This window comes from Limnohabitans sp. (assembly GCF_044361985.1).
Classification (GTDB): Bacteria; Pseudomonadota; Gammaproteobacteria; order Burkholderiales; family Burkholderiaceae_C; genus Limnohabitans_A.
This window is the reverse complement of the sequence record NZ_JBIKHV010000085.1, coordinates 1-9156: the sequence shown is the minus strand read 5'-3', so window position 1 is coordinate 9156 and position 9156 is coordinate 1. Positions and strand designations below refer to the sequence as shown.

At 61.7% G+C, this 9156-nt stretch carries 8 protein-coding genes and 1 pseudogene; 4 read left to right on the top strand and 5 right to left on the bottom strand.

Annotated features, from left to right (window positions below; all coding sequences use genetic code 11):
• Positions 1 to 1718 (top strand): DNA topoisomerase (locus ACIQ3A_RS12075; protein WP_396431982.1); only part of this gene is annotated, 1718 nt, incomplete at its 5' end.
• A 115-nt stretch (positions 1719 to 1833) separates the two neighbouring features.
• On the opposite strand, the gene ACIQ3A_RS12070 is transcribed toward ACIQ3A_RS12075, so the two are convergent.
• The 3 genes from ACIQ3A_RS12070 to ACIQ3A_RS12060 form a co-directional block, all read right to left on the bottom strand.
• Positions 1834 to 3729 (bottom strand): AMP-binding protein, encoded by a 1896-nt coding sequence (locus tag ACIQ3A_RS12070; protein WP_396431981.1) that lies wholly within the window; start codon positions 3727 to 3729, stop codon positions 1834 to 1836.
• A gap of 87 nt (positions 3730 to 3816) precedes the next feature.
• Positions 3817 to 5133 carry a leucine-rich repeat-containing protein kinase family protein gene (locus ACIQ3A_RS12065; RefSeq protein WP_396431980.1) on the bottom strand — a complete coding sequence of 439 codons (1317 nt, stop codon included), beginning with the start codon at positions 5131 to 5133 and terminating at the stop codon, positions 3817 to 3819.
• A 33-nt stretch (positions 5134 to 5166) separates the two neighbouring features.
• Positions 5167 to 5316, bottom strand: coding sequence for a hypothetical protein (locus tag ACIQ3A_RS12060; protein WP_396431979.1), 150 nt, complete (start codon positions 5314 to 5316; stop codon positions 5167 to 5169).
• Between the two features lie 38 nt (positions 5317 to 5354).
• Here ACIQ3A_RS12060 and ACIQ3A_RS12055 point away from each other — a divergent pair, with 38 nt between their 5' ends.
• A complete protein-coding gene (locus ACIQ3A_RS12055; RefSeq protein WP_396431978.1) occupies positions 5355 to 6416 on the top strand; it encodes a cyclase family protein in 1062 nt (353 codons plus the stop codon).
• Between the two features lie 139 nt (positions 6417 to 6555).
• A complete protein-coding gene (locus tag ACIQ3A_RS12050) occupies positions 6556 to 7524 on the top strand; it encodes a tripartite tricarboxylate transporter substrate binding protein (protein ID WP_396431977.1) in 969 nt (322 codons plus the stop codon).
• A 13-nt stretch (positions 7525 to 7537) separates the two neighbouring features.
• Here the strand turns inward: ACIQ3A_RS12050 and ACIQ3A_RS12045 are convergent, their stop codons facing one another.
• Both ACIQ3A_RS12045 and ACIQ3A_RS12040 read right to left on the bottom strand, forming a co-directional pair.
• Positions 7538 to 7975 (bottom strand): hypothetical protein, encoded by a 438-nt coding sequence (locus tag ACIQ3A_RS12045; RefSeq protein WP_396431976.1) that lies wholly within the window; start codon positions 7973 to 7975, stop codon positions 7538 to 7540.
• A 56-nt stretch (positions 7976 to 8031) separates the two neighbouring features.
• Positions 8032 to 8856 (bottom strand): TauD/TfdA dioxygenase family protein, encoded by an 825-nt coding sequence (locus ACIQ3A_RS12040; RefSeq protein ID WP_396431975.1) that lies wholly within the window; start codon positions 8854 to 8856, stop codon positions 8032 to 8034.
• Between the two features lie 112 nt (positions 8857 to 8968).
• Here ACIQ3A_RS12040 and ACIQ3A_RS12035 point away from each other — a divergent pair.
• Positions 8969 to 9156 (top strand): annotated as a pseudogene (locus ACIQ3A_RS12035) (tripartite tricarboxylate transporter substrate binding protein); the annotation flags it as partial.

Here is a 9156-nt window from a genome sequence, read left to right as displayed (position 1 = left end):
CGACCCTGCAGGCCCCCAGTGGCTTGTCTGAGGCCGAGCAAAAGCTTTATGACCTGGTGGTTCGCCGCTTCATGGCGGTGTTTTTCCCCAGTGCCGAATACCAGGTGACCACCCGCATCAGCGTGGCTGCTGGCCACAGCTTCAAGACCGTGGGCAAGGTGCTGGTCAAACCCGGCTGGTTGGCCATCTATGGCAAAGAAGCCGCAGAAGAAGTGGAAGACGCCAAAGACGGCGACAAAGGCCAGAACCTGGTGCCGGTGAAGCCAGGTGAGCAAGTAGGCGTGGACTCGGTGGAAGCCAAGGGCCTGAAAACCCGCCCTCCCGCCCGCTATTCAGAAGCCACGCTGCTGGGCGCCATGGAAGGCGCAGGCAAGATGGTGGACGACGATGAGCTGCGTGAAGCCATGCAGGAAAAAGGCTTGGGTACACCCGCCACCCGCGCGGCCATCATCGAAGGATTGATCAACGAAAAGTACATGCTGCGCGAAGGCCGCGAGATGATTCCGACGGCCAAGGCCTTCCAGCTCATGACCCTGCTGCGCGGCTTGCAGGTGGAGGAGTTGTCCAAGCCCGAACTGACGGGTGAATGGGAATACAAGCTCGCGCAGATGGAGCAGGGCAAGCTGAGCCGCGCCACCTTCATGGCCGAGATTGCTGCCATGACCGAGCACATCGTCAAGAAGGCCAAAGAGTACGACCGCGACACCGTGCCTGGCGACTACGCCACGCTGGGCGCGCCGTGCCCCAACTGCGGCGGTGTGGTGAAAGAAAACTACCGCAGGTACACCTGCACAGGCGCAGACGGTGCCAGTGATGGCTGCGGCTTTTCCTTTGGCAAGTCACCGGCAGGGCGCACCTTTGAGCAAGCCGAAGTCGAACAGTTCATGCGCGACAAAAAGATTGGCCCATTGGAGGGCTTCCGCTCCAAAGCCGGTTGGCCTTTTGTGGCCGAAATGGCGCTGAAATACAACGAAGAAGACAAGAACTGGAAGCTTGAATTCGACTTTGGCGATGACAAGAAAAATGAAGAGAGCGGCGAGATCGTCGAGTTCACCGACGAGACGCTGGGTGTTTGCCCCAAGTGCGGCAGCCCCGTGCACGAACATGGCAGCAACTACGTGTGCAGCAAGGCTGTGCCCACGAACGAACAACCCACCCCCAGCTGTGACTTCAAGACCGGCAAGCTCATCTTGCAGCAGCCTGTCGAGCGCGAACAAGTGGTCAAATTGCTGGCCGCTGGCAAGACCGATTTGCTCGACAAGTTTGTCAGCAACCGCACCCGCCGCAGTTTCAAGGCCATGCTGGCCTGGAGTGCCGAAGAGGGCAAGGTGATCTTTGAGTTTGAGCAGCGCGAAGGCGGCAAGAAATACCCACCACGCAAGACGACCGCCAAAAAGACGCCGTTTGGCAAGGTCGCGGTGAAGAAGGCCGCAGCGGTTAAAACACCTGCCGCCAAGGCCGCTGCACCCAAGGCGCCGCGCAAGGCCGCCGTGGGCACCTTGAAACCCAGCGCCTCTTTGGCCGCCGTGATCGGTGAGGGCACGTATGCCCGCACCGAGGTGGTCAAAAAGATCTGGGATTACATCAAGGCCAACAACTTGCAAGATCCGGCAGACAAGCGCTCGATCAAAGCCGACGGCAAGTTGCAAGCGGTGTTTGGCAAAGACCAGGCCACCATGTTCGAGTTGGCCGGGATCATTGGCAAGCACTTGAGCTGACGCAGGTGCCGCTTTAGTTTGAAACGCCACGCAGGTCGTGGCGTTTTTTTGCTTTGCAATCCAGCCCGAGGAACAGCTGCAGACCCCGCTGCGCGAGCAGCTCAGAAACCGTTGATCACGGCTCGCAAAATTCGAGCTTGACCGGCAAGGCGGCCAAGCGTGGTTTCAGGGCGGCCCAGGCGGGTGCTGGCGTTGCCAGGGCGTCGACTTTGACGGGCGCATCGCCGGTGGCCAGCACCTTCGGCCAGTGCGCGGCTGGAATTTCCAGAGGGGTCAAGACCTGATGAATCAGCCCGCGCACCACCGCGGCCGTTGCCAGTGTGCGCAATTCAGGCTTGTAGATTTTGCCGACGTTGGTGACGGGCATGCGTTCCAACACCGTGATGGACTTGGGCTGTGCGGGCGCTTCGTCGACACCTTGGGCCGTGAAGGCCAGCAACTCGGTTTCAGTGACTTGCGCGCCTGCTTTGAGTGTGGCAAATGCCACGGGCAACTCGCCCGCATAGGCGTCGGGCGCGCCCACGGCGGCGCACAACTCGACGTCAGGGTGTGCGCCCAGCGCATCTTCAATCACCTTGGGGTCGATGTTGTGGCCTCCGCGAATGATCAAGTCCTTGGCGCGGCCAGACAGGTGCAAGCGGCCTTGCGCGTCGATGAAGCCCACATCGCCCGTGATGAGCCAGCCATCGGGGGTGAAGCTGCGCGCAGTTTCTGCGGCGTCCAGGTAACCTGAAAAAAGGTTGGGGCCTTGGTAGAGCAGCATGCCTTTTGCACCCACAGGCAGGTCTTGCCCGGTGGCCTGGTCGTCATGGCTCAAGGCCACGATGCGCACCCGTGCATGCGGCAGCGGCCAGCCTACGCAGCCGGCAGGCGCACTCAGCCCCGGTGGGGCCACGGTGCTCAGGCCCGCCGTCTCGGTCATGCCCAAGCTTTCGTTGATGTGCAGTCCGACCATTTGTTCAAAGCGCTGTGCCAGTTCGGGCGGCAGCGGTGCGGCACCGGTACGCACCGAACGCATGCGGGAGATGTCGGCGCCGTCCAGCGGCACACCCGCCAATGCCGCCAGCACCGTGGGCACGCCCGACATGAGGGTGCACTGGTGGTGTGCAGCCAGGCGCCAGTAGTTTTGCACCACCTCCCGGTTGCGAAACATCGCCGCTGTGGGAATGATCACGTGCATGCCGATGGCCAGTGAGCACAAGGCCCCGGGCAATACGCCCGCCACATGAAACAGCGGGTAGCCATTGATCGTCACATCGGTGGGCTGAAAGCCCTGCATGCTGGCGTTGGCCCAGGCGGTGAAGACCTGCGCACCGTGGCTGTGCCGCGCCAGCTTGGGCGCGCCGGTGGTACCGCCAGTATGAAAGTAAGCGGCGATGTCGTCTGCGTTGAAAACCCGTTGGCTCTGCAGGCGGTCTGCCACTTGCGCAGCCCGCAAGGCGTGGAAGTCTTGCGCGCCTTCGGGCAAGGGGGCAGCGGCTGGCAAAGGGCCGCCCTCGGGGTTGACCAGCAACACGGTGTGCAGGCCTGGCAACTGGGCTTGCAGGCGCAGTGCCTTGGCCCGCATCTGGCTGTCGTCTGCCACGCCATGCGCGATCAGCACTTTGGCTTGGCTTGCGCTCAGCAGCGACAGCAGTTTTTCTTCACTCAGCAAAGGGTTGAGCGGTTGCACGATGCCTGCTGCCTCGCCCCCCCAAAGTGCCAGGTGGTAGGCCAGCCCACCGGGCAACAAGACGGCCACCACATCTTGCGGCCCCATGTGCAGGCCTCGCAACAAATTGGCGGTTTGGTGGATGCCTTGCAGCAGCTCACGGTAGGTCCAGGTGGTGCAAGGACCGCCGGGCTGGCCTGTTTCTAAAAACGTGAGTGCGGGCCGGTCTGCGTGGGCCAGTGCGCTGGTGCGAATCAAGTCGTAGGTGCTTGACCACGGCATGGCTTGGCCCAGGGGCGTGGCCTCCATGCGGTGAATGTCGGCAAGGGATTGAACAGGTGATGTGACAGTCAGGTGCATGCGCGATGGTAGCCACAGGCTTGGCCGAGCTTTGTCGCACGGGCGGCAAGGCCAGGGGCCTTTCAAGATCCTTTCAAACAGCCAGAGTCATCCAGCGCGCGTTGCTGCCAACTGCCGCTTCACTTCGGCCATGACCGGACGGTCGCTGGGCACGGGGCACAGGCAGGCTTGCGCCAGCGCATGAAGTGCCAGGCCAGCAGGTGAAGGTGAAGGTGAAGGCGAGGGTAAAAGTGCCGCCAGCTCCTCCAGCAAACAGCCAAAGGCCCGTACTTCGAGTGCCAGTAGTGGTTGGCACATGTCGGGTTGGTTTGCCGGCAGCTGCGTGGCGGCGCCAAAGTCGCCCAGACGCGCCTCGCCCAGCGCCGGGTCCATCAGGATGTTGTGCGCATACAAGTCGCCATGCATCACGCCCTGCTGGTGCAAATGGGCCACGGCATTGGCCACATCACAGGCGATTTGCAAAGCCATTGATTCCGACAAACTGAAACCGCTCGGGTACACGTCGCGTGTGCAGGTTTGCAAACTGGGTGGCCCCGCCAGATTGACGTGCCCAGCCGGGATCAGCGGCATCAGCAAACCCTGTGCCTGTGTGGGGTGGCCCGTCAGACTGGCCACGGGGGTGGTGAGCGCGGGGTGCTGGCCAGCCGCCAGGCAAGCGGCCAATTCGTCTTCGGGCAGGCCGTCGCTGGTGACCGCACCCTTGAACAATTTGAGCGCCAGGGGCTCAGGCCAGCCAGTGGCTTGGATGCGGTGGATGTGGCCTGAAGCGCCCTCACCCAGCAAGGTGCCCAGTTGCACGCTTGACCACGGCACGCGGGGTAAATCAGGCACCGTTGGAAAAACCCAGCCCATGGCGTTGCCCGCCAGTGCCAGCCACGACAGGCGTGGCAATTCACGCAGCCACTGGGGCACCCCGCTCAGCCGGTTGGCCGATATGCGCAGCAGCTCAAGCCGCTCTGCGGCTTGCAGGCTTTCGGACAGGCTCTGCAGCTGGTTGCCCGCCAGCATCAGCTTTTGCAAAGCGGGGCGCTGACCCAAGGCCTCGGGCAAAGTGCCCAAGGCGTTGTCGGTCAGGATCAACCAGCGCAATGCGGTTGGCAACGCCTCGGGCGGCACATGCGTGATGCGGTTGGCCTTGAAGCCAACGACCTGCAAGCCATGGCAATCACCCAGCACTTCGGGCAGCACGCAAAAATCGTTGTCCGATGCAAACAGCACTTGCAGCCGGTGCAGGCGCGGCAGCTGCTGCGGCAAATCACGCAGCCGGTTGCCGCTGATGTTGAGCACTTCCAGCGTGTCGGCCAGCGCAAAAACTTCGTCGGGCAGTTCGGTCAGGCCGCAAGCCAGGTCCAGGCGGCGCACGCCAGCCAGGGCGCCGCTGCGCAGTTGTTCAAGAGTGTGCATGGGGGGTGTGCATGGGTGATTGGGCGTCAGCGGTCAGACGGCAGGTGGAGGGGTCTCGGTGCTGCGGATGTCGCCGATCAGGCGCGGCTTCATGTCACCCACGTGCAAATTGTCGCCCATGACCAGACCTGCGCAAACGGTGCAGGCCAGTCGGGTGGGGGACAGCAGGCGACGCCCAGCCACGACAAGATGGCAGCTTGCCCATGCACCAGGAGTCAGACATGCCTTCATCCCCCCGCTGGAAAAACCGCCCAACAGGCTCTAATTGGGGTGACTTCGGGCCCGATGACCAATACGGGCGCATGAACCTGTTAACGCCCGAAAAAGTGCTGCAAGGCATCGCCGAGGTGCGCACAGGGCAAAGTTTCAATCTGAGCTTGCCGTTGGATTTTCCGGGTGGCAATGTGCTCAACCCCCGGCGGCAACCGCCCGTGCTGCGTCCGACGCTGCGCGAGGGCAAACCCAACATGAATTACCAGTTGTGGTGTGACGATCCTTCGTGCACCGATGTGGTTTGCGACGACCTGGTGATCATGCATTTGCAGTACAGCACCCAATGGGACAGCCTGGCACACGTGGGCTCGATGTTCGATGCCAACGGCGATGGCGTGCCCGAGCCGGTGTATTACAACGGTTTCAGGGCCGGCACCGATGTGGTGGGCCCCAGTGGCAGCGAGGGCGCCGGGATTTTCGGCTTCCCTGAGATTGCCCGCGAATCGACCTCGGCCGCCAAGGCGCTGGGCATCGAAAAAATGTCGGAACGCTGCGTGCAGGGCCGAGCGGTGATGATCGACCTGCACGCGCACCTGGGGCGTGAACGGGTGCGGGTGGGGTACGACTTGCTGATGGACATCCTGCGCAAAGACCAGGTGGTGGTCGAGCCCGGCGACATGGTGTGCTTGCACACGGGCTTTGCCCAGATGCTGCTCGAGATGAACAAGCAACCCGACCCGCACGCGGTGGAAAATTCCTGCGCCGTGCTGGAAGGGCGAGACGACAAGCTTCTGCAGTGGATCACCGATTCGGGCCTGTCCGCCCTGATCGCCGACAACTACGCCGTGGAGGGCTTGCCTTCGACCCCCAAGCCGGGCAGCTGCGCAGCGCTGCCTTTGCACGAACATTGCCTGTTCAAGCTGGGCGTGCACCTGGGGGAAATTTGGCACCTCACGCCCTTGGCCGATTGGCTGCGCGCAGCTGGGCGTTCCCGCTTTTTGCTGACTGCCCCGCCCTTGCGCCTGCCGGGGGCCATTGGCTCACCTGCCACGCCCATCGCCACGGTGTGATGGATGGACGGACACATCGGCATCGCAAAATGCCTGGGGGCGTGGTTCGGGGGAGTGCGCGGTTCTAGGGAATACGCTGAAAGACAAAACGTCTTCAGCGGCCATACTGGCTTTTTTTGACTTTCAGAGGTTTTAGCTCATGAAAACATGGATCACACGCATGGCTTGCGCGGCCTTGCTCGCTGGCTTGCCCATGCTGGCCTTGGCACAAGCCTGGCCCAGCAAACAGCCCATCAAGTTGGTTGCGGTGTTTCCGCCAGGGGGCTCGGTGGACCAGGTGGCGCGCATTTTGGCCGTGCCCTTGTCGCAGCAACTGGGCCAAAGCGTGGTGGTGGAAAACAAGGGCGGCGCTTCGGGTGTGATTGGCACGGCCAGCGTGCTCAGTGCCCCGGCTGACGGTTACACCTTTGCGGTGGTGTTTGACACCCATGGCGTGAACCAGAGCCTGATGGCCAGCATGCCCTACGACAGTAAAAAAGACCTGGTGCCACTGGTGCTGGTGGGCACTTCGGCCATGATGTTGTCTACCCATGTGGGCACCGACTACAAGACGTTTGCCGACGTGGTGGCCGCCGCCAAAGCCAAAAAGAACGTTTCGTTTGGCACCATTGGCAATGGCAGCCTGGGCCACTTGGCCATGGCCTTGATGGCTAAAAACGCGGGCCTTGAGTTCAACCATGTGCCCTTCAAGGGCGGCGGCCCCTTGATGAACGATGCCATCGCAGGGCACATTCCCCTGACCATGAGCACGGTGTTTTTGAACAAGCCGCACATCGACAGCAAACGCTTGCGGCCATTGGCGGTGACATCGGCCAAGCGCGTGGCCGATTTCCCGGATGTGCCCACCATCGCAGAAGCGGGCTTTCCGGGTTTTGAAGCACCAGCCTGGTGGGCCTTGTTGGCTTCGGCCAAAACACCGCCTGAGATCGTCAAGCGCATGAACGAAGAACTCAACAAGGCGCTGGCCAGCCCCGAGGTGTCCAAGCGGCTGGTGGCACAGGGCATCGAAATTTCTGGCGGCAGCGTCGAAAAAGCCCGGACCTTCATCGACGGCCAGATCGACACCTGGGCCAAGGTGGTGCGCGACAACGGTATCAAGCCGGACTGAGACCTGTCAGCGATCAATCCACTGGTGGGGGGGCTGCATCCACCACCCGTTGGGGCTGCAGTGCGCGCACCCGGTGGTCGATGTAGTACCCGCCAAACTCGGTGTATTTGAGCAAGACGCGCTGGCAAGTGCTGCAAGCAAACGCATCGCAGCGGTTGTACGGAAAGTACAGCGGCGCAATGGGCGCATCGGCTGATTCGTAGCGCGTGCCTTGGGGGTGAAATTCTTCAAAGGTCGGCTCGGGCGTGGGGGAATCCCAGCTGTCGCCAGCGGCCCTCAGGCTGCCCACTTTTTCCATTTGCGGGGCGGGCCATCGGTCATCGGTCACGCTTTCCCATGCCGCACATTCGCCCACTGGGCAGCTGCATTTTTGCGCCAATGCAGCTTCGCCCAAAGCGCGAAGGCTGGTGGCGTCGAGCAAGCGGGGCACTTCAGGTGTCTTCAACTTCACAGATGCTCCATGGCCTTGAACAATGCGACTTCACTTGAGTTCAACGGGGCGCCGCATCAGACCGGCTTGTCACCCGCCAGCGTGATGCGGTGCATGACCCGGCGAAAGCCGTGGTAATCGTTCACGGGGTTGTGCTGGGTGCAGCGGTTGTCCCAAACCGCCAGCGAGTGGGCTTGCCAGACAAAGCGGCAGGTGAGCTCGGGCTTGATCTGGTGCTGAAAAAGGAAGTCGAGGATGGGCGTGCTTTCGGCTTCGGTCATGCCGACGATGCCCGAGGTATGGGCCACATTGACATACAGAGCTTTGCGCCCTGTTTCGGGGTGCGTGCGCACCAGCGGGTGGTGGGCCAGGTAGGCCTTGGGCGCGTCGTCCTTGCCATCGGATTTGATGCGGTCTTCGCGGGTTTTGGACACATCGGCCTTGGCCGAGCTGCTGATGCCCACCAAGCCCTCCAGCAGCGATTTCATCGTGTCCGACAGCGTCTCCCAGGCCATGTATTGGTTGGCGAACAAAGTGTCACCGCCGTAGGGTGGGACTTCTTTGGCCAACAGCATCGAGCCCATGGGCGGCTGCTCCAGGTAGGTGGTGTCAGAGTGCCAGATGCCACCAAAGTTTACTTTTTCGTGTTCGAGTTTCTTCACCTCGATGACGCAGGGGAAGCCATCCAAACCTTTGACAAACGGGTACTCCACGGGCTGGCCCAGCGTTTGCGCAAAGTGCATGAATTGCTCGGGTGTGAGGTCTTGGTCCCGAAAAAAAATGACCTGGTTTTGCAGCAAAGCGGCGCGAATTTCCTGCTGCAGATCAGCAGGGATGGGCCGGGTCAGATCGACCCCGTGGAGCTCGGCGCCCAAGGCACCTGCGATTCGGCGAATGATCATTTTTTCATTGTGTCACAGACCTTTGGGTAAACCCCCATGCGCGATGTCCACCGCGAGACAAGTGCGCGCGGGGCTTCGTGTCATTCTGATCCACTTGTTTTTTGGAGTCGTCATGTTGAAACGTGGTTTGAAATTTTTGGCTTTGGGCTTGTCCTTGTGTCTGGCTCAGGGCGCTGTGTTGGCGCAAGAGTTTTTGTCCAGACCCGTGCGCATCGTGGTGCCACAAACGCCGGGTGGCGCTTCGGATGCGCTGGCTCGCATCGTGGGTCAAAAGCTGAGCGAAAAATGGCAGCAGTCGGT

Bases quoted from the DNA above. Each gene is read 5' to 3' on its own strand.
- ACIQ3A_RS12070 (WP_396431981.1), bottom strand. From the start codon at position 3,729: ATGCACCTGACTGTCACATCACCTGTTCAATCCCTTGCCGACATTCAC.
- ACIQ3A_RS12065 (WP_396431980.1), bottom strand. From the start codon at position 5,133: ATGCACACTCTTGAACAACTGCGCAGCGGCGCCCTGGCTGGCGTGCGC.
- ACIQ3A_RS12055 (WP_396431978.1), top strand. From the start codon at position 5,355: ATGCCTTCATCCCCCCGCTGGAAAAACCGCCCAACAGGCTCTAATTGG.
- ACIQ3A_RS12050 (WP_396431977.1), top strand. From the start codon at position 6,556: ATGAAAACATGGATCACACGCATGGCTTGCGCGGCCTTGCTCGCTGGC.
- ACIQ3A_RS12040 (WP_396431975.1), bottom strand. From the start codon at position 8,856: ATGATCATTCGCCGAATCGCAGGTGCCTTGGGCGCCGAGCTCCACGGG.